This window comes from Ruegeria sp. AD11(2025), from assembly GCF_056542405.1.
The window spans coordinates 1-19,053 of record NZ_JBQFZU010000007.1 but is presented as its reverse complement, the minus strand read 5'-3'; the positions used below and the strand labels follow the sequence as shown (position 1 = coordinate 19,053).

21 protein-coding genes and 1 riboswitch are annotated in these 19,053 nt (G+C 58.6%); of the genes, 13 read left to right on the top strand and 8 right to left on the bottom strand.

What is annotated here, in order from left to right; all coding sequences use genetic code 11:
* Window positions 1–399 precede the first annotated feature (399 nt).
* Complete coding sequence (locus tag ACR1XY_RS08660) at window positions 400–846, top strand: c-type cytochrome (RefSeq protein ID WP_480592201.1); 447 nt, start codon at window positions 400–402, stop codon at window positions 844–846.
* Between the two features lie 51 nt (window positions 847–897).
* Here the strand turns inward: ACR1XY_RS08660 and ACR1XY_RS08655 are convergent, their stop codons facing one another.
* Window positions 898–1,506: a glutathione S-transferase gene (locus tag ACR1XY_RS08655; protein ID WP_480592199.1), complete on the bottom strand. Its 609-nt coding sequence runs from the start codon at window positions 1,504–1,506 to the stop codon at window positions 898–900.
* Between the two features lie 111 nt (window positions 1,507–1,617).
* Window positions 1,618–1,765, top strand: a riboswitch (FMN riboswitch).
* 72 nt (window positions 1,766–1,837) lie between these two features.
* On the opposite strand from ACR1XY_RS08655, the gene ACR1XY_RS08650 reads away from it, so the two are divergent.
* From ACR1XY_RS08650 to cobO, 5 genes are all read left to right on the top strand, one after another.
* Window positions 1,838–2,278, top strand: coding sequence for a 6,7-dimethyl-8-ribityllumazine synthase (locus tag ACR1XY_RS08650; protein WP_480592197.1), 441 nt, complete (start codon window positions 1,838–1,840; stop codon window positions 2,276–2,278).
* Window positions 2,279–2,372: 94 nt separating this feature from the next.
* Window positions 2,373–3,473, top strand: a complete 1,101-nt coding sequence (gene aroC, locus ACR1XY_RS08645) for a chorismate synthase (protein WP_480592195.1) — start codon at window positions 2,373–2,375, stop codon at window positions 3,471–3,473.
* Window positions 3,457–4,131: an HD domain-containing protein gene (locus ACR1XY_RS08640; protein ID WP_480592193.1), complete on the top strand. Its 675-nt coding sequence runs from the start codon at window positions 3,457–3,459 to the stop codon at window positions 4,129–4,131. Before aroC ends, ACR1XY_RS08640 begins: the two co-directional genes overlap by 17 nt.
* A gap of 32 nt (window positions 4,132–4,163) precedes the next feature.
* Window positions 4,164–5,099 carry a DMT family transporter gene (locus tag ACR1XY_RS08635; protein ID WP_480592191.1) on the top strand — a complete coding sequence of 312 codons (936 nt, stop codon included), beginning with the start codon at window positions 4,164–4,166 and terminating at the stop codon, window positions 5,097–5,099.
* Window positions 5,100–5,156: 57 nt separating this feature from the next.
* Complete coding sequence (cobO, locus tag ACR1XY_RS08630; RefSeq protein ID WP_170672728.1) at window positions 5,157–5,756, top strand: cob(I)yrinic acid a,c-diamide adenosyltransferase; 600 nt, start codon at window positions 5,157–5,159, stop codon at window positions 5,754–5,756.
* A 34-nt stretch (window positions 5,757–5,790) separates the two neighbouring features.
* Here cobO and ACR1XY_RS08625 read toward each other — a convergent pair whose 3' ends face one another.
* From ACR1XY_RS08625 to ACR1XY_RS08605, 5 genes are all read right to left on the bottom strand, one after another.
* On the bottom strand, window positions 5,791–5,985 hold the full coding sequence (locus tag ACR1XY_RS08625; protein ID WP_480592189.1) for a hypothetical protein: 195 nt from the start codon (window positions 5,983–5,985) through the stop codon (window positions 5,791–5,793).
* A gap of 195 nt (window positions 5,986–6,180) precedes the next feature.
* On the bottom strand, window positions 6,181–7,749 hold the full coding sequence (locus ACR1XY_RS08620) for an alkaline phosphatase D family protein (RefSeq protein WP_480592187.1): 1,569 nt from the start codon (window positions 7,747–7,749) through the stop codon (window positions 6,181–6,183).
* Window positions 7,750–7,882: 133 nt separating this feature from the next.
* Window positions 7,883–8,248, bottom strand: a complete 366-nt coding sequence (locus ACR1XY_RS08615) for an SPW repeat domain-containing protein (RefSeq protein WP_480592185.1) — start codon at window positions 8,246–8,248, stop codon at window positions 7,883–7,885.
* 109 nt (window positions 8,249–8,357) lie between these two features.
* Window positions 8,358–9,308 carry an AraC family transcriptional regulator gene (locus ACR1XY_RS08610; RefSeq protein ID WP_480592183.1) on the bottom strand — a complete coding sequence of 317 codons (951 nt, stop codon included), beginning with the start codon at window positions 9,306–9,308 and terminating at the stop codon, window positions 8,358–8,360.
* A gap of 126 nt (window positions 9,309–9,434) precedes the next feature.
* Window positions 9,435–10,301, bottom strand: coding sequence for a branched-chain amino acid aminotransferase (locus ACR1XY_RS08605; protein ID WP_480592181.1), 867 nt, complete (start codon window positions 10,299–10,301; stop codon window positions 9,435–9,437).
* Window positions 10,302–10,461: 160 nt separating this feature from the next.
* On the opposite strand from ACR1XY_RS08605, the gene ACR1XY_RS08600 reads away from it, so the two are divergent.
* Genes ACR1XY_RS08600 through dxs form a run of 6 tightly spaced genes read left to right on the top strand, consistent with a single transcriptional unit; the run spans window position 10,462 to window position 15,677 of the window.
* Entirely contained in the window at window positions 10,462–10,974 is a 513-nt protein-coding gene (locus ACR1XY_RS08600; protein ID WP_420585637.1) for a MarR family winged helix-turn-helix transcriptional regulator, read from the top strand.
* The gene (locus ACR1XY_RS08595) at window positions 10,971–11,672 is read left to right on the top strand and encodes a response regulator (protein WP_480592179.1); all 702 of its coding nucleotides are present in this window, start codon (window positions 10,971–10,973) and stop codon (window positions 11,670–11,672) included. Before ACR1XY_RS08600 ends, ACR1XY_RS08595 begins: the two co-directional genes overlap by 4 nt.
* A gap of 27 nt (window positions 11,673–11,699) precedes the next feature.
* On the top strand, window positions 11,700–12,626 hold the full coding sequence (locus ACR1XY_RS08590; protein WP_480592177.1) for a histone deacetylase family protein: 927 nt from the start codon (window positions 11,700–11,702) through the stop codon (window positions 12,624–12,626).
* Window positions 12,623–12,865 carry an exodeoxyribonuclease VII small subunit gene (locus ACR1XY_RS08585; RefSeq protein ID WP_058272726.1) on the top strand — a complete coding sequence of 81 codons (243 nt, stop codon included), beginning with the start codon at window positions 12,623–12,625 and terminating at the stop codon, window positions 12,863–12,865. Before ACR1XY_RS08590 ends, ACR1XY_RS08585 begins: the two co-directional genes overlap by 4 nt.
* Complete coding sequence (locus tag ACR1XY_RS08580) at window positions 12,866–13,732, top strand: polyprenyl synthetase family protein (protein WP_480592175.1); 867 nt, start codon at window positions 12,866–12,868, stop codon at window positions 13,730–13,732.
* Window positions 13,733–13,748: 16 nt separating this feature from the next.
* Window positions 13,749–15,677, top strand: coding sequence for a 1-deoxy-D-xylulose-5-phosphate synthase (gene dxs / locus ACR1XY_RS08575; protein ID WP_480592173.1), 1,929 nt, complete (start codon window positions 13,749–13,751; stop codon window positions 15,675–15,677).
* A 154-nt stretch (window positions 15,678–15,831) separates the two neighbouring features.
* Here dxs and ACR1XY_RS08570 read toward each other — a convergent pair whose 3' ends face one another.
* The gene (locus tag ACR1XY_RS08570) at window positions 15,832–16,062 is read right to left on the bottom strand and encodes a hypothetical protein (RefSeq protein WP_480592171.1); all 231 of its coding nucleotides are present in this window, start codon (window positions 16,060–16,062) and stop codon (window positions 15,832–15,834) included.
* A 398-nt stretch (window positions 16,063–16,460) separates the two neighbouring features.
* Between ACR1XY_RS08570 and ACR1XY_RS08565 the strand changes: the two genes are divergently transcribed.
* Window positions 16,461–16,856, top strand: a complete 396-nt coding sequence (locus ACR1XY_RS08565; RefSeq protein ID WP_480592169.1) for a hypothetical protein — start codon at window positions 16,461–16,463, stop codon at window positions 16,854–16,856.
* Window positions 16,857–17,288: 432 nt separating this feature from the next.
* Here ACR1XY_RS08565 and ACR1XY_RS08560 read toward each other — a convergent pair whose 3' ends face one another.
* Window positions 17,289–18,077, bottom strand: coding sequence for a hypothetical protein (locus tag ACR1XY_RS08560; RefSeq protein WP_480592167.1), 789 nt, complete (start codon window positions 18,075–18,077; stop codon window positions 17,289–17,291).
* Window positions 18,078–19,053 lie beyond the last annotated feature (976 nt).

Genomic DNA, 19,053 nt, shown 5'->3' with positions numbered 1-19,053 from the left:
CCGGGAGAAATCGGTTCGTCCAGCGGTCATAGGCGCGCACTACGCCGCATCTGGGCATTCATGTCACAACGAAGGGGTGAATTTTCAAGTTTTAGGCAGGCTTAAGCGGGGGAATCCGCCAATAATGAGAATTTTCTGTCTATGTGATTCGGTTCAGGTACATCCCGACAGGAACAGACCATCAGGATCAGCTATCCTCCCGTCACAAGCCGCATGACTTGCAAGATTCTGACCTATTTTCGCCACGCAATTTTCCACTTTCGGGAAATTCGTGACCGGGAAAAAACTGAGTTGAAAATAGATATTTTATAGAGCCTTACGCTGGTTTGATTTCGATTGCACTTTTAACGGGAATCTAGGAAGGCCCGATTAATTCCCAACCACAGCAGGACGCCTTCAATGCAAAAATTCATTCCAACAGTCTTGACCCTTATGATTGCCCTTACGTCACAAGCCGTGGCGGCTGGTGATCCGTCCAAGGGCGAAAAACTCTATAACCGCTGCTCTTCCTGCCATGCGATCATTAAAGATGGTGAGGTTCTGGTCAAAGGCGGCATCACCGGACCGAATCTCTACGGCGTGGTCGGCCGCGTCGCCGGAGCCGAAAATGACTACCGCTATGGCAGCGAGCGCCTGCCTGTCGGAATGTTCACCGATGATATGATCCGCGCCGGCGAAGAGGGTCTGGTCTGGACTGAAGAAACTATCTCTGCCTATTCGCAGGACCCGATCGGGTTCATTCAGGAATATCTGGATGACGAGACCGCGCGCCCGAACATGAGTGTGAAACTGAAAAAAGGCGCCGACGACATCGCCGCCTATCTGGCCACGTTCAGCGCGCCCTGATCGACCATGCGCTGGCCCTTCCTGTCATGGCCAGCGCAGCTGAAACCGGGCTCAGCTCTCGGGGCGGGTCGCTACCATGCTGGGCCGTTCGTTGAAGGCGGAAAACCATTCGCTAAGCGCATCATTGCCTTTGCGCCAATTCCGGGCATCGTGGCGCAAATCCAGATAGCCCAGCGCGCAAGCCACGGCCACCTGCCCCATATCCAGCGGGCCTGACAGATGCGCCATCCAGCGTTGGTTCAGCGCGGCACAGGCCCGTTCGATCTTACCCCATTGCGCATCCAACCACGTATCCCACTGCTTGTCCTCGGGACGCAAGCGCGCTTCGTAGGCCATCCCCACAGCCGAATCCAGAATGCCGTCAGCCATCGCTTCCAGCGTCAGCACATCCCAGCGCCCGGTCCCGTCAGGATACATCCCCACCTTGGCGCGCGTGTCCAAAAAGGCACAGATCACCCGACTGTCGAACAGTGTCGGGCCATCGGGGCGCTCCAGCGCGGGAATGCGCTGCAGCGGCACTTTACCCTGCAACTCATCGGCCGGAGTCAGCGGGGTGGTGGCAATGGTCATCACCTCGACATCCTCAAGCTGGCCGGTTTCGTGCAGCAAAACCATCACCTTGCGGACATAGGGCGAGGTTGGACTGTGATAAAGTTTCATTCGCGCTCTCCTTGGTTGCAGCGACCTTACAGGACGACCATGGAAACAAAACCCGTCAATTGCCCGGACGCGAACCCTCTTGCAGAAGTGAACGCGTCTTGCCAAATTCCACCTCGTTCTCAGGGCGGGGTGGAATCCCCCACCGGCGGTATGCGGGCCACGACCCGTAAGCCCGCGAGCGGCCCCGGTGCCGGGGTGACAAGCAGATCTGGTGAGAGGCCAGAGCCGACGGTTACAGTCCGGATGAAAGAGAACGTGCAGCGTGCCGTTGATGCGGCGCGTCTGCTCGTGATCGCCTTGGGTGACGTGTCTGTTACGAAAGGAGATCATGATGACACACACCCGCTATGCTTTTGTCAAAGCCAACTGGCATTCCGATATCGTCGACCGCGCACTGGACGGGTTCCTTGAACTCATCCCTGCCGAACAGGTTGATGTTTTCGACGTCCCTGGTGCGTTCGAAATGCCGCTGATCGCACGAGATCTGGCACAAACCGGCCAATACGCTGCCGTCGCCTGTGCCGCTTTTGTGGTGGATGGGGGCATCTATCGGCACGATTTCGTGGCACAAGCCGTGGTCGACGGCCTGATGCGTGCCGGAATGGATACAGGCGTTCCCGTCCTCTCGGTCTCGCTCACCCCGCACCAATATCAGGAAACCGATCACCACAACGCCATCTACCGCGCGCATTTCGTGGAAAAGGGGCGTGAGGCTGCACAGGCAGCACTGAATATCACTAAAACCCGCGCCACTCTGACCCGTGCGGCATAGGCACACCTGGTTGGGGCGACCCCGCCCCAACCGCAAATCCGCTTGAGGCCGCGAGCCTTGCCCGCTAATCACGTCGCGCAAAGGAGCACGCCCCATGTCGATGAACAGCTTTGGACACCTCTTCCGCGTCACCACCTGGGGTGAAAGCCACGGGCCCGCCTTGGGTGCCACAGTTGACGGCTGCCCGCCGGGCGTCGCGATTGACGCGGCGATGATCCAGCACTGGCTGGACAAGCGCAAACCGGGGCAGAACAAGTTCACCACCCAACGGCGCGAGCCCGATCAGGTGAAAATCCTGTCGGGCGTGTTCGAAGGTCAGACAACGGGCACCCCCGTGCAGCTGATGATCGAGAACACCGATCAGCGCTCGAAAGACTACGGCGATATCATGGACAAGTTCCGTCCGGGTCACGCCGATATCACCTATTGGCAGAAATACGGGATTCGCGACTATCGCGGCGGTGGGCGCAGTTCCGCGCGTGAGACCGCATCGCGCGTGGCTGCAGGCGGGCTGGCGCGTGAGGCGATCAAGCAGATCGCGCCGAACGTGCAGATCACCGGATACATGACCCAGATCGGCCCGCACAAGATCGACCGTGCCAATTTCGACTGGTCGCAGATCGAACAGAACCCGTTCTGGACGCCGGATGCGCAAGCCGCCGAAGACTGGGCCGTGTATCTGGACGACCTGCGCAAATCCGGCAACTCGGTCGGAGCTGTGGTCGAAGTCGTGGCCCGCGGCGTTCCCGCCGGGCTGGGCGCACCGGTTTATGCCAAGTTAGACACTGATCTGGCCGCAGCGATGATGTCGATCAACGCCGTCAAAGGTGTCGAGATCGGCGAAGGCATGGCCGCCGCCGAACTGACCGGCGAGGCCAATGCTGACGAGATTTTCATGGGTCAGGATGGCCCGCAATACAGCAGCAACCACGCGGGCGGCATTCTGGGCGGCATCTCGACCGGGCAGGACGTCGTCGTGCGGTTTGCGGTGAAACCGACCTCGTCGATCCTGACCACCCGCAAGACCATCACCAAGTCCGGCGAGGAAACCGAGATCATCACCAAAGGCCGCCACGACCCCTGCGTCGGCATTCGCGCTGTGCCGGTGGGCGAGGCGATGATGGCCTGCGTGATCCTCGACCACCTGCTGCTGCACCGTGGCCAGATCGGAGAGAACCGTGGACGGATCGGCTGATCTGCGCTCGCGCCTGCGCGCAGTGGTCGCGCAGCGGATGGAGACCGATCCCGCGCATGACCTGGCTCATTTGGACCGTGTCTGGGTGAATGCTCAGAACATTGCCGATGAGGTAACGGACCGATCCGTGTTGCTGGCCGCCAGTTATCTGCATGATCTGGTCAATCTGCCAAAAGACGACCCCGAACGCCATCTGGCCTCGCGCAAGTCGGCACAAGATTCAGAGCCTATCCTGAGGGAACTGGGCTACAACGAGACCCAGATCAGCGCGATTCAACACGCCATCGAAGCGCATAGTTTCTCGGCAAATATCACCCCGGAAACGCCCGAGGCCTGCATTCTGCGCGATGCCGATCGGCTGGATGCGCTTGGGGCAATCGGGGTGGCACGAAACTTTTCCGTATCGGGCGCACTGGGGCGGACACTATACGATGCGGCGGACCCGTTCGCCGCAAACCGTCCTCTTGAAGATCTCCATTATTCGATCGACCACTGGAAGGTGAAGTTGTTGAACCTTCCGGATGACATGCTGACAGACGCGGGAAAGCGGATCGCCAAGAAGCGCGTTCAGCGTATGATCCGTTTCCTTGAGGAATTTGCAGAAGAGATCGGTAGCCCCCTGCCTCAATCCTGGGCGACCCACCGTTCGGACCGTTGATCTTTGCAAGGTAAAAGCGCAGGGTCGCGCCGATGGCAAAACCCTTAACATCGCATCGACCGGTTCTGGCCGTATCGCTGAAACTTTGCGCGCTGGTGCTGTTCACGGCAATGCAGGCGCTGGTCAAAGCGTTGTCGGTCGATTTCCCGCCCGGAGAGATGGTGTTCTTCCGTTCGCTCTTTGCGGTTCCGGTGATCATCGGCTGGCTGGTCTATCGGGGTGAGCTGGTGCAGGGGTTGGTGGTCAAGAAACCCGTGGGGCATTTCTGGCGCGGCGTTCTGGGCACCAGTGCCATGGGCCTGACCTTTACCGGCCTCAGCCTGCTGCCCCTGCCCGAGGTCACGGCGATTGGCTATGCCACACCGATCTTCACGCTGATTCTGGCCGCGGTCATGCTGGGCGAACGGATCCGCATGATCCGCATTGGCGCGGTCGCCATCGGTCTGCTGGGGGTGCTGATCATGATCTGGCCACGGCTGGGCGGCAACAACATGGACACCGCGGCCACCATCGGCGCGCTCTGCGTGCTGGCGGCCACCATCGCGCGGGCGTTCGTGCAAATCCACATCCGGCAACTGGTGCAGGTCGACCATCCCGCTGCTGTGGTCTTTTATTTCTCGCTGACCGCCACGCTGTTATCATCCCTGACAGCCTTTTGGGGATGGACAATGCCGACGTTGGAACAGGCTCTGATACTGGCTTGTATCGGGTTGATCGGTGGCGTGGCGCAGATCCTTGTGACCTCGTCCTATCGTTTCGGGCAGGCGTCAATGCTGGCACCATATGATTACACGACGATGCTGTTTGCCATTGTCATCGGCTATATGTGGTTCGATGAGTTGCCGACCCTTGTCATGCTGGGTGGTGCGGCGCTGGTGATTGCTGGCAACGTGCTGGTCATTCTGCGCGAACGGCAGTTGGGCGTGGATCGGGGCAAGGACAAATCGGCCCCGGACCCAAAGGCCTGATCTTTACCTTTGGCAAACTTCGCTTAGTTTGGGCGCAAATCAAGAGAGGTTCCGCCGATGAGCGACGCACAAGATCACAAGGAAAAGATGCAGAAGGTGCAGGCCCAGCACCGCAAGAAAGTGTCCGAAGCCGTCGACCCGGAGCGCGGGCTGGTTCTGATCAACACCGGAAAGGGCAAGGGCAAATCCTCGGCCGCGTTTGGCGTGGTGATCCGGGCGTTGGGCTGGGGCCAGAAAGTTGCCGTGGTGCAGTTCATCAAGGGCAAGTGGAAAACCGGCGAGCGGCGCTTTTTCGAAGAGCGCGATCTGGTGACCTGGCACACGATGGGCGAAGGCTTCACCTGGGACACGCAGGACAAGGAACGTGATATCGCCGCCGCCAACGCCGCCTTTGACAAGGCCCGCGCGCTGATGGCCAGCGGTGAGTATGATCTGGTGGTTCTGGACGAGATCAATATCGCCTTGCGCTACGAATACCTGTCGGTGGATCAGGTGATCGACGGGCTGAATGAGCGGTCCGACAAGACCAGCGTGTTCCTGACCGGCCGCGATGCCCCGCAAGCGCTGCGTGACTATGCAGATCTGGTCACGGAAATGACCGAGGAAAAGCACCCGTTCCAAGCCGGCATCAAAGCCCAGCGCGGCGTGGATTTCTGAAGGTTAGAACCTGAACAGCCCCGGCCCGGGGCTGTTACCCCGCCGAGGTTTCATTGAGAAACCGAACCGATCCGCGACGACTTGTGACGCTGGTCGGCAGGATTTCCGGCAGCTGGTTTTCTGATTTTGGGGTCTTGTCGACATAGGCGCAAAAATCATCGTCGCAGCAGCAACCACAAGCGGTGGCTGCCTCGTGCCGTGCCATGATTTCGTCCAGCGGATCACCCATGTTTTACCCTGATCATTCGTTTTCGAGGCGGCGGCGGGCTCTCACCATTTCATGCGCTAAGCCCGCAAACCGCCTCGAAACCCTGTGCCGGATACCTGCGCATCTGGCGTTATGTACTATCTGACTATTTTAGTCGGGAATTTCAAGGGTAAAATGCGCCCCAAAGAACTCTTTGGGGCGCGACGTGGCGGGCGCTCAGATTCCTTGCCGCTGCGGGTCCAGTGTTACCGACCACAGCTCGGTATCTGCGCGATCCATCAGGCGCACGGTCATCTGCTGGGTCGCCCCATCAATGTCGACCAGACCAAAGAACTGCAGGCCCGCACTGGGCGGCAGGTTGGCGCCTTGCTCTTCGGTTGGTGCTTTGACGAATTTCACCTGCGGCCCGAAAGTGCCGTCCAGCGCGTTCGGGCCGAATGTTCCTGCGTGCAGCGGGCCGGAGACGAACTCCCAGAACGGGTTAAATTCCTGAAATTGCGCCTTGTTAGGATCATAATAGTGCGCCGCAGTATAGTGCACGTCCGCCGTGAACCAGACCGTGTTGGTGATGTCTTCGGTCTTGATGAAGCGCAGCAGGTCAGCAATCTCCAACTCGCGGCCCTTTGCCGGGCCATTATCCCCGTTCGAGATCGCCTCGGCCCCCTTCTGATCCTTCCACTGGTCCCAAACGATCAGACCGATCGGCATGTCGGAAGCGATCACCTTCCACGTGGCCGGAGACGCAGATAGCGCGCGCTTGAGCCAGGCCAGTTGCTCGCCCCCCAGAATGCGGGACTGATCGGTGATTTCGCCCTCCATCGACGGCCCGTTTGGCCCGCGATAGCTGCGTAAATCCAGAAAGAACACGTCCAGCATCGGCCCGTACGAGATCTTGCGATACACGCGCCCCGGCTCGGCTGGCGTGATCCGCAGCGGCGTCATCTCGTGGAACGCACGGCCCGCGCGCGATTGCAGGACATGCACCGATTTTTCGGTATAGCGGTCGTCCGAGATCAGGTCCTTGGCGTCCGACCAGTTGTTGACAACCTCGTGGTCATCCCACTGGAAGAAGGTTGGGCAGACGGCATTCATCGCCCGCACATGCGTGTCCATCATGTTGTATTTCCACTGGGCGCGGAATTCGTCCAGCGTTTCGGCCACCTTGCGTTTCTCGTCAATCAAGGTGGTGTTCTTCCAGATCAGCTGGCCATCTTTCTCGACCTGGTCCCGCATCGGGCCATCGGCATAGACCGTATCGCCCGAGTGGATAAAGAAGTCCGGTCGATGCTGTGCTATGGTCGCATAGGTGCGCATCCCGTCGTCATCGATGCCCCAGCCCTGCCCGGCGGTGTCACCCGACCACGCAAAGCGGATATTGCGACGCTTGGAGGGTGCAGTGCGGAATTGGCCAATAATAGGCTCTGATACGATGTTGATATCGCCCAGATCAGCGGCCACGAAACGGTAGAAGATATCCTGATCCGAAGGCAGCCCTTCGACCAGCCGTTTCACCGCAAGATCGTTGTTCGGGATGGCATCCATCGGCGTCAGCTTGCGGGCGTCGGCAAAGCTCTCGGTGGTCGACACCTCCATCATCACCCGGGCCGGACGGTCCGTGCGGGTCCAGATCATGCCCGAACTCATGTCGACATCGCCCGACTGAACGCCGTGCGTGAACGCGGGTCGGGATGATGCACGGCTGATCGCAGGCATGGACAGCGACGCGGCAAAGGCGGTGCTGCCTGCCAGAAAGGCACGGCGGTTGGGGCGAAGGATTGGAGTCATTGGGGCTCTCCTGTCTGGTAACCATTGTTGGCCACGCGATTGGTGAGCGGCAGTGAGCCGCCTGTTTGTAAAACAAGCGGCTCAGATTCTTGAAAGTATCACGATGATTTTGTGACACCTGTGGACAACCTGCTCAGGCAACCACACCTTGTTCCGGTGTGCTGAGCGATATGACAGCGACCACCGCCGCGCCGTTCAACCAGTAGTATATCGCATCCAGGCCCGAGAACCCAAACAGACCCGGTGCAGCCAGGAACACGACACCGACCAGCAGATCAACGGCCAGATGGAACTTGTAGGGCAGCACCCGCCAGACGCCGAGATGGTGATCGGTCAGTACGGTCAGCACAAAAGCCGCGACGCCGGTGACTACGGAAAGCCACAAGGCCATCGGATTGGATTGCCCCAACCCCAGCACAAAGGGCAGCCCCATCAGGGCAAGGGCGACAGGGTAATCCAGGTAAGCGTGTATGGTGCGGGTAACGAAACGAACAGACATCGAAATTTCCTTTCCTTGTTTGGCATGAACCCAAACTAAGAAAGAACACTCGGACGCTTAATTCCGGATCGTCCGTGAAACCGTGCAGATCGTTCAGAATTGGGTCGGATCAGTGCATGGATCGATACGCTGCGGGGGACAGGCCGATCTGCTTTTTGAACACACGGGAAAACGCAGCCTCTGACGCATAGCCGACCTCGGCCGCAGCGTCGGCCACATTCCAGCGGTTCTCGGTCAAGCCGTGGCAGGCGATCTGCATCCGCCAGTCGGTCGAGTATTGCATGGGCGTGGTGCCCATCTTCTCGGCAAAAAGCTGAGCAAAGGCAGTGCGCGACATACCAGCTTCCCGGGCCAGCGATTCGACACTCCAATCCTCAGCCGGGGCCCGATGGAATGCGGTCAGCGCGCGGGATATCCGCGGATCAGCGAACCCTGCCAAAGCGGACTCGCTGGGGCTTTGATGTTCAAGGTGAGCTCGGATGGCCTGGGCGAACAACACCTCGGACAGTTTCAGGGCGATCAGGTCGCCACCGATCCGGGCACCGCTGATCTCGGACCCGATCATGCGCAGTGTAGCCTCGATCCAGGCTCCGGCCTCTTCGCCGTAGTTCTCGATCAGGATGTAGGGCGGCAGCCGGTCAATCAGCATATGACCCGTGCCCTGCCGCCCCGGCGGGCCGGTGAACGAGAAATGACCGCAGATCAGTTGCGTATCTCGGCTTTTGTCCTCTCCACCATAAATCAGCACGCCATCGCCCTGATACCCGGCGTCATCCAACACCTGCTCAAGCGGCAACGCGTCCATCGGTCTGACTTCGTTGCACAGCAGCGCATGGGCCGAGCCATGCGGGATCAGGATCAGGTCACCTTGCCTTAGGCGAAGTGTTTCCCCCGTGTTAGAGACATAAACCTTCAGCTCTCCGCGCTGCACGAAATGAAATCGGGCCACATTTTCAAAAGCAGGAACCTGGATCCCAAATGGCGGCGTGAAAGAGGTGCGGAAGTAGAATGTACCGCGCAGGGACAAGCGGGTGAGGATATCGCTGAGCAGGTCTAACATGAGGTTAACCTATCCTCAGTTGTGCGTTCGTCCAGCCAGCTGAACGATCTGCACAAAAGTTTGAACGTCAGGCAAAGAAAAACCCCCGCCTTTGGCGGAGGTTCAAGAAACACTGGCTTGCGCGGATCAGGCGCGCACGAGCGCCTCATACTCGGAGGCGATCTCGCGGGTCAGGTCTCCGACCTCGAACGTATAGTCACCGATCTGGCCGACCGGGGTAACCTCGGCGGCTGTACCGGTCAGCCAACACTGCTCAAATTCAGCCATTTCCTCAGGTTTGATACGGCGTTCGTGAACGGTGATGCCCTTGTCCTTCAGCATCTCGATTACAGTCTGGCGGGTGATGCCGTTCAGGAAGCAATCGGCCAGCGGCGTGTGAACCTCTCCATCCTTGACGAAAAACACGTTGGCCCCAGTCGCCTCGGCCACGTAGCCGCGCCAATCCATGAACAATGCGTCCGAACAGCCTTTGGCCTCGGCTTTGTGCTTGGAGATGGTGCAGATCATATAAAGACCCGCCGCCTTGGCGTGAACCGGAATGGTTTCCGGGCTGGGGCGCTTCCATTCCGCGATGTCCAGCTTGGCGCCCTGCATCTTGGCGTCGCCGTAATAGGCCCCCCAGGGCCAGACCGCGACAGCCATCCGCACCGGGTTCCTGGCCGACGCCACACCCATATCCTCACCCGAGCCGCGCCATACCAGCGCGCGAACATAGGCATCCTTCAGACCGCTGGCTTTCAACGCCTCTTCCTTGGCCGCTTCGATCTCATCGACAGAATAGGGCATCGGCATGTCCAGCGCCTCGGCCGAGGCAATCAGACGTTCAGAATGCTCGCGGCTTTTAAAGATCTTACCGTTATAGGCACGCTCACCCTCGAACACGGATGAGGCGTAGTGCATCGCATGCGTCAGGATGTGCACATTGGCGTCGCGCCAAGGGACCAGTTTGCCATCCAACCAGATGGTGCCATCACGATCATCATACCCCGCCATGCGAAACCTCCAGCCTCGGGTTGAATTTTCCGATTATTGCGCCAATTAAGTCCGATGCGGACATAAAGTTGCGCAGAAACTGCGGTTCGATACCTGTCCACTCTTGGAATGTCAACAACGCTGACATAAAGTCGGTCCGGAGTAACGAATGAGGCAAACCATGTCGGATACGCGCCCCGCACAAGTCTTTGGCGGTGAAAGCCTTTTGTTTCTGACCGACGAACAACTGCGGCAAGGCATCGAGGCGATGTTCTTTGCCTATCGCGGTTTCACCGCAGACCCCGATCGCATTCTGGCGCAGATGGCTTATGGCCGTGCGCATCACCGGGCCGTGCACTTCATCAACCGGGCGCCGGGGACAACGGTCAACAACCTGCTGGCTATACTTGGGGTCACCAAGCAATCGCTGAACCGGGTGCTGCGGACCTTGATCGAGGATGGCCTGGTCGAAAGTCGCGTAGGCACGGTGGACAAGCGCGAGCGTCATTTGTTTCTGACCGAAAAGGGCAAAACGCTTGAGGCCAAACTGTCCGAGGCCCAGCGCGTGCGGATGCGCGCGGCGTATAAAGATGCAGGTCCCGAGGCCGTGTCGGGATTTCGTAAAGTGCTTGAAGCGATGATGGATGCTGATATGCGTCATGCTTACACGAAACTACGGGATACGACCTCATGAGCGATTTGGATGCCCATCTGCTGATCGTCGACGACGATGAGCGTATTCGTGATCTGCTCAAGAAATTCCTGATGCGGAGCGGGTTTCTGGTGACCGCCGCCCGCGACGCAGCCCATGCGCGGCGGGTGTTGTCGGGGCTGGATTTTGACATGATCGTGCTGGATGTGATGATGCCCGGTGAAGATGGCGTGAGCCTGACCAGGACGCTGCGCGAAACCCATACTACACCGATCCTGCTGCTGACCGCACGGGGCGAGACCGAGCACCGCATCGCCGGGCTTGAGGCCGGGGCGGACGACTATCTGGCCAAGCCGTTCGAGCCGAAAGAGCTGCTGCTGCGGATTAATGCGATACTGCGGCGGATGCCGGAAACACCGGCGCAGGACACCGCGACCAAGATATTGAACCTTGGCCCGATCCGCTATGACGTGGAACGCGGCGAGATGTGGCAGGGCGAAGATCCCGTGCGGCTGACCGCCACCGAGAGCCAACTGATGAAGATCTTCTCGGCACAGCCGGGAGAGCCGATCAGCCGCGCCAAGCTGGTCGAAGATCTGGGCCGCGACAAGGGTCAGGCGCAGGAGCGGGCGGTGGATGTGCAGATTACCCGCCTGCGTCGCAAGATCGAACAGGATCCCAAGCAGCCTCGGTATCTGCAGACGGTGCGCGGCGCCGGATATATGTTGGCGCCGGACTGATCTTAGGCAAATGAACAGGGGATCGTGATGAAAACTGCCCTTCTGACTCATGCGGATTGTTTGGGTCATGTGACGCCCAATGGGCACCCAGAGCGAGTCGCACGGCTGGAGCATATCCTGCATTCGCTTGAGGGGTTGGACCTGAACCGGGTGACGGCGCCTCTGGCGGCAGATGATGATCTGTTGCGGGTTCATCCGGAAAGCTACATCCGGGACATTCGCGCCGCGCGCCCGGACGAGGGGTTCGCCCAGATTGACGGGGATACGTTCATGTCTCCGGGCTCGGTGGATGCGGCCTATCGCGCTGCCGGGGCCGTGGTACGGGCGGTGGACATGGTGCTGGGCGGAGACGCTCCGAATGCGTTTTGTGCGATCCGGCCCCCAGGGCATCATGCTGAAACCGACAAGGCAATGGGGTTCTGCCTGTTTGGTAATGCCGCTCTGGGGGCGAAGCATGCGCTGGATCATCACGGGTTGAACCGGGTCGCCGTTGTGGATTTCGACGTGCATCACGGCAACGGCACGCAGGACTTGCTGTGGGATGAAAAACGTGCGCTGGTGATCACCAGCCAGCAGATGCCTTTGTGGCCCGGATCGGGGCGCCCGGACGAGACCGGCGCGTATGAGACAATTCTGAACATTCCCCTGGCCCCAGGTACGGGTGGGGCCGAGATGCGCGCGGCTTATGAAACGCTGGCTTTCCCTCGCCTACGCGCTTTCAGGCCTGAACTGATCATCCTCTCGGCCGGGTTTGACGCCCATCAGGACGACCCGCTGGCCAATCTGAACTGGTCCACCGGCGATTTCGCCTGGGTCACCGCTGAGCTGTGCAGGATTGCTGATGAGCTGTGTGAGGGACGTATCGTCTCGACTCTGGAAGGCGGGTATGATCTGAACGCACTGGCCGAGGCCACACGCGCCCATGTGGAAGAATTGATGAAGGCAGCCCGATGACCGATACCCCCGTTGATCAAATGACATTCGAACAGGCGATGAAAGAGCTGGAGGCCGTGGTCGGCCAGCTGGAGCGCGGTGACGTGGCGCTGGACCAATCCATTGCGCTGTATGAACGCGGGGCGGCATTGAAGAAGCGCTGTGAAGATGAGCTGAAGCGGGCCGAGGAAAAGGTGGCCGCGATCACGCTGGACGCCAATGGTCAGCCGACCGGGACGACCCCTGTCGAAGGTCAGTAAATGTTTCGCGAAAGGCTAGCGCAGGACGCGGCGCGCATTCAGGATCAGTTCGATCTGGTTCTGAGCGCGCTGGACGATCTGGATGTGACCCGGGCGATGGCCTATGCCACCGAAGGCGGCAAGCGGCTGCGCGGGTTTCTTGTGCTGGAAAGCGCGCGTCTGCTTGGCGTGGACGCGCACCGCTCTATCTGGCCCGCGGCGGGGATCGAAGCGCTGCACGCCTACTCGCTGGTGCATGACGATCTGCCCTGTATGGATGACGATGACCTGCGTCGCGGGCGCCCGACCTTGCATGTGAAATGGGACGAAGGCACCGCCGTTCTGGCCGGGGATGCATTGCAGACTTTGGCCTTCGAACTATGTACCCGCCCCGAGGTCGGCAATGCCGAGGTCCGCGCGGACCTGGCCCTGACACTGGCCAAGGCCAGCGGGGCGCAAGGCATGGTGCTGGGGCAGGCGTTGGATATTGCGGCGGAGTCGGCTGCTGCTCCGCTGACACTTGCCGAAATCACCCGTCTGCAGGCCGGTAAAACCGGCGCCCTGATCGAATGGTCCGCCTGTGCGGGGGCTCGGCTGGCGCAGTCCGATCCGGCCCCGTTGCGCCAATATGCCCAAGCTCTTGGCCTTGCTTTTCAGATCGCGGATGACATCCTTGATGTGGAAGGTGATGCCGAAAAGGCCGGGAAACGCCTGCAAAAGGATGCTCGGGCCGGCAAGGCCACGTTTGTCTCATTGCTGGGTCTGGACGCGGCAAAAGTCCGTGCTGCGGAGCTGATTGATCAGGCCTGCACTGCACTGGATGGGTACGGACCTTCGGCTGAAACCTTGAAGGACGCCGCCCGCTTCGTTATTGCCCGGGACAGCTAAGCCAGGAATGCGCCACATGTCTGACCGCCCGAACACGCCCCTGCTGGACCTTGTGAACCGCCCTGCGGATCTCAAACAGTTCTCGGACAAACAGCTGCATCAGCTGGCGCAGGAATTGCGGGCCGAGACGATCTCGGCCGTGTCGGTCACCGGTGGGCATCTGGGGGCAGGTCTGGGTGTGGTCGAACTGACTACTGCGCTGCATGCCGTGTTTGACACACCACGCGACAAGATCATCTGGGACGTCGGCCACCAGTGCTATCCGCATAAAATCCTGACTGAGCGGCGCGATCGTATTCGCACCCTGCGTATGAAAGACGGCCTGAGCGGCTTCACCAAACGCAGCGAGAGCCCCTATGACCCGTTTGGCGCGGCGCATAGTTCAACCTCGATCAGCGCGGCGCTGGGATTCTCCGTCGCTCGCGATTTGGGCGGCGTCACGCCCGAAGGTCTGGGCGATGCGATTGCGGTGATCGGCGATGGTTCCATGTCAGCGGGTATGGCGTTCGAGGCGATGAACAACGCGGGCCACCTGAGGAAACGCCTGATCGTCATCCTGAACGACAATGAGATGAGCATCGCCCCCCCGGTCGGCGCGCTGTCCAGCTACCTGTCGCGGATTTACGCCGAAGCCCCGTTCCACGACCTGAAAGCCGCCGCCAAGGGGGCCGTGTCGCTACTGCCCGAACCTTTCCGCGAAGGGGCGAAACGTGCCAAGGAAATGCTGAAAGGCATGGCCGTGGGCGGCACGCTGTTCGAAGAACTGGGCTTTTCCTATATCGGGCCCCTCGACGGCCACGACATGGACCAGTTGCTACCGGTACTGCGCACGGTCAAGGCGCGGGCGACCGGTCCGATCCTGATCCATGTGCTGACCAAGAAGGGCAAAGGCTACGCCCCTGCCGAACAGGCCCGGGACAAAGGCCATGCGACGGCCAAATTCGACGTGGTGACGGGCCAGCAGCACAAAGCGCCATCCAACGCGCCATCATATACCTCGGTCTTCGGCAAAACGCTGGTCGAAGAAGCCGGGCGCGATGACAAGATCGTGGCAGTGACCGCCGCGATGCCCGATGGCACCGGGCTCAGCCTGTTTGCGGAGCGCTACCCCTCGCGCTGTTTTGATGTGGCAATTGCCGAACAACACGGCGTGACCTTCGCGGCGGCGCTGGCCGCCGGGGGGATGAAGCCGTTCTGCGCGATGTATTCGACCTTTTTGCAGCGCGGTTACGATCAGGTGGTTCATGACGTGGCGATCCAGCGCCTGCCAGTACGTTTTGCCATCGACCGCGCGGGGCTTGTGGGTGCCGATGGGGCAACCCATGCGGGGTCTTTTGACATCGCCTATCTGGCCAACCTGCCCGGCATGGTCGTGATGGCCGCAGCGGATGAGGCGGAGCTGGTGCACATGGTGGCCACTGCCGCTGCCCATAATGAAGGCCCCATTGCTTTCCGCTATCCGCGCGGTGAGGGCGTGGGCGTCGATTTGCCCGAACGCGGTGAGGTGCTTGAAATCGGCAAAGGCCGCATGATCCAAAAAGGCGCACGGGTGGCTTTGCTGTCCTTTGGCACCCGTCTGGCCGAAGTGCAAAAGGCGGCCGAGGCGCTGTCAGCCCGCGGGATAACCCCTACCATCGCAGATGCCCGCTTTGCCAAACCGCTGGACCGCGAGCTGATCCTTGATCTGGCGGCGAACCACGAAGCCCTGATCACCATCGAAGAAGGCGCGATCGGCGGCTTCGGCAGCCACGTGGCGCAACTGCTGGCGGATGAGGGCGTGTTTGATCACGGGCTGAAATACCGCTCGATGGTGTTGCCGGATATCTTCATCGACCAAGCCAGCCCAGCGGATATGTACGCTGTCGCGGGTATGAACGCCGCACAGATCGAAGCCAAGGTGCTGTCGGTTCTGGGCGTGACAACCATCGGCGAAAAACGCGCTTAAGCGTTAGCAATCTCACCAATCGGGATAAACGTGTTGCCTCAAGAGGGCATCCAATCTTTGTTTCACGGCGTTTCACCGCATCTCAAGAAATCGCGAAAAAATTGATTTTCAGTGATTTTTCAATGTCACTGTGTGCCACTGTGCCCCGCCTATACTATTTGTAGAGGGTGGTTTCTGAGGGGGAAATCACGCCGCTGGAGGGGGCAACTGTCATGGGGCTGGTCGAGCAGTACAGGCGGGTGCCTGAAACCACAGAACTTAAACGCCGGATCACAGCATTGGAGGCAGCAAAGCGAACATCAGGAACCGTATCAACAAGCTGGAAAAGAAGTCTGGCGACGAATTCAAAGTCGTCATCACTAAGGGTGAGTTCTTTGACAAACAAGGAAACCCAATCTCAACAGAGGGTGAATATCCTCAAAATCTGGAGGAAGATGTCCATCGTGCCATCGTGAGCGTTTCGGATTCAGAGGAAACTGTCACTTTGGAGCGAAAAGAAGGCGAGTCAGGCGCTGAATTCATGCGCCGTTTTGATCGAACGGGCGCGCAGATAGGAAGTAGAGCCGGAGCATCAGTGACTTTGCTTTGGAGTGCCAAGTGGATTTGAATGGGATTAAGCACAAACTTGGGCAACCGTTCCCGGCCAAGTTCGGTTTTGTGATGGTGCGTCTGTTGAAGGCATTGCTCCGGCAGTGGGCACGCTCCTGTCAAGTTCAGCTCGGCTCGCAAGCTAGAGCGCATGATTGATGGCGACTAGAGTGTTGTATTGATAGGGTTCGGCCAATGCGCGCGTTTGAAATTCTTTGGATCGTCCTTTTCAGGTTCAACCCGGTTGCGAGAGTTTGGGTCATTTGCCTAATTCTCGTAAATCTGGCCTCGCTGCTTTTCCTCGACACCTTCTATGCATGGTACAACCTGTTTGCGGTTGGGATCGGGATTTCCATAATGATTGCAATCTACCTGAAGCTGGGGTTTGTGAGGCTGCTTGGTCTAGGCCACATTCTGTGGATTCCAATGATACCTTATTTCCTGACAAACCTTCCGAACGTAGACACCGAACCCACGCTTTACTGGTGGGTCATTCTTCTTATCGGTTTCAATACGACTTCACTGGTCATTGATACAGTGGACGTTGCGCGGTTTTGGAATGGCGAGCGGGCTCCGCACTACAAATGGTAGTTTGAAAGTGGTGGCGTTTCGCTTGAATAAACTGAAGATGCGACACGCCGAACTCGTACCCCCTCGTTGAAATCGCTAATCCCCATCAGGCGCGCCGCGTCCTCTTGGTATCTGCTGGCTCTGTCCGAAATGTGTTCGAAAGATTAATTTTGCCAAATACGGGGAACCCCCAATATCGCGGACACGCACAGTTCGTTAATTCTGAGTTAACGGAGCAACCACACACACAACTCCGGGACCCCCAGAGTTTGAGGGGCTGGCTTTACCCCCTCGTCCAGCCCCTCACTCCACCCATCACCTTTAAATTGACGTGACAGGCGGATTCGGTTCTCGGCGGCAGCTTGGTCTAAGTGCATCCTGTTAACCAATCCAGGTACACTCGCTATTTTTGGGGAGGCCATCCGTCCAGCAAAGTGCACCGTTCAACTCTTTTCACTTGCCGAGGTCGCGAAGCGAAACCGTCAAATCGTCCATTACGTAGAAACGGTTTTGGTCCGAAGAGGCGGTCACAGAGATATCTACGAACCCCTCGTTCTGCGGTGCCCCGTCTAGTTCTCTCAGGCCTGCTTCTGCAAATCCTGAATCCAACGATGTCTCGCCAAACATAGCGAGGCGGTACACCATGTTTTCTGGAAACAGGGAAATCAAGACAGTGTGACTGTCACCAATGTTGTAGCTGCCGACTGGGGTGTCGAACATCAACACTTGGCCGTTATCGAACACCACTCTGCCAAAGTATTCCCCCACTACGCCGCTATCTATTATCATTCCTCCGGCATCGAGGAACTGCCCCTGCCACCTGATGTAGATTGGCGCAGCGTCGTCGTTTATGGGCGACGTTCTGAAAATGATGTGGTCCCCGGAAGTGTCTGTAGCAGGGGGTCGCTCGCGGAAATTGAGGGAGAGGTCGCCTTCAATTGCGTCGGCTGTCCCGACAAAGAAGAACTCGTCTGATCCCACGCTGATGCTGTCGCCTGGAGGTGGGCCGGGCGGGTTTGAAAGCGGCGACTGGCCGGGCGTTCCATTTTCGAAATTTGCATGGAAGACATCGCTGCAGGCGGACAGGCTGAAAACAGACCCAAGCAAAAATGCAAGTACTGAATCGAATTTCATTGGGGTGGCTCCAATTACAATTTGGCTTGAAGCGAATACAGAAAGCCTAACCGAATTAATCGTCGCCGCCAAGAAACCCACCGGCACCTTAGCTGCATTCGCCCCCATTTGTTCCGCTCTTGTTCCGTTCTTGTTCTTGCTTTGTGTGGGGTGGCTGGTTACCTAATTGCACGTAAACAACAGGGTGGCGACGAAGCTTGCACGGTCGCGAATTGGGGCAATCATGACCACATTCAACGTTTCAAACGCTTCGGAGATAACAACGGCGCTCGGCAACGCAGTTGGCGGGGACAACCGCGCAGTTTCCCGCGCCGAGCTGGTGTGCCAAGAGGCCCGCGACCTAATCCGGGAGGTTTGTTTCGTATTATCAGAACGGCAAGTCTTGAGGTAAACCACTTACGACAATTGCCGAAAGTATGACAACAAACCCAGAGGCGTAGTCCGTAAGTTTTCGCTCACGCTTCTTTGGGCGCATAGTCCATTCAGACCACTTGTTTTGGCTATCGCTCAGATCAATGTTCACACCAGTTGACATAACGGCCACCCCTAAACTCGTGCCTTGTATTTTCACATATTTGGAAACAATGCCCCAGCATGGCTGAACTCAGCGAGAACACGTCATTCATGCTGTGTTAATCATACACTATCCGGGCCTCTTCTTTTTTAGGAAGCCAGAGACTCCATCAGGGGTACGACAAGGGGCTGGAAACAAGAATTAGGGCGCGCTCACCACAAGCGCGCCCCAGATGCAGGGAAGATAATGAAAACCTGCGCTCTAAAACACCATGAGCGCCAACTCGTTAACTGCAATCAGTCTGGCCGATTCTGCGGGGTTGGTCAGTGATGAGGATTACACACTTCGGTTTTTCTTGTTTGAAACTGCTGGGCTGCTTTAAGTGATAACTCCTTCACCTCAACTTAGGAAATCAGACAGTGCGAGTTCTGCAATCAGTTTGCATCATACTCCTTTCAACGGCACCGGCAGCAGCCGATTCCACTAGGGTCAGGACTCATAGCCAATAGATGACGAGTGCTGCGAGGGCGATGGCTGACAGGAAGACCTTCGGGCACCTGTCGTAGCGGG